General features: G+C 41.5%; 2 pseudogenes. Both read right to left on the reverse strand.

Features of this window, described 5'->3' with window-relative positions:
• Window positions 1–103: 103 nt before the first annotated feature.
• Window positions 104–334, reverse strand: a pseudogene (locus tag L1028_RS31850) (recombinase family protein); the annotation flags it as partial.
• 107 nt (window positions 335–441) lie between these two features.
• Window positions 442–550 (reverse strand): annotated as a pseudogene (locus tag L1028_RS31105) (IS30 family transposase); the annotation flags it as partial.

Consider the following 550-nt stretch of genomic DNA (forward strand, 5'->3'; position numbering starts at 1 on the left):
TTTCTTCTGTCCCTCTATTCATAGAATAGACAGAAATAGCTGGATTAAGACATCGATGGCAACGGGCGAATAACATTTTCATTCTGGGATGTGAGCCGATGGCTCATGAAAGTTTTTTGTGTTCCAAGTTGTTGTTAGTGGATTTCCGCAATGACCACATCTCGGGATTTCTCTTTTCGCGTATGGCTTGGACTCGAGCCCATTTAGCCTCATCTATAATAACCAGTTCTGCATTCCGTTTCTTAGAGATAACTTCTTTACCAGTTCCTCTTCCATAAACTGTATGCCCTTTATACAATGGGTTACCTAGTACGGCACTGACCGAGTTAAATGCCTTAGCTTTACCTTTGTTTGAATTCCTTTTTCATTAAGCATTTTACGATCAGATATTGTCCTAACCCTCCTGATTCCACCTAGTCGAACATTCTTCATGACGGATTGTCAAGCTAAGTGCGACACATGGTCCATGAAAGATTCATGAGCAGATTTCCAGCCTAAGCATTTTCGTGGACGATGGTTAATGAGATGTAAGGCATGAGCTAGTTCCTGA

Source organism: Paenibacillus pseudetheri (genome assembly GCF_924513355.1).
Taxonomy (GTDB): domain Bacteria; phylum Bacillota; class Bacilli; order Paenibacillales; family Paenibacillaceae; genus Paenibacillus_AQ; species Paenibacillus_AQ pseudetheri.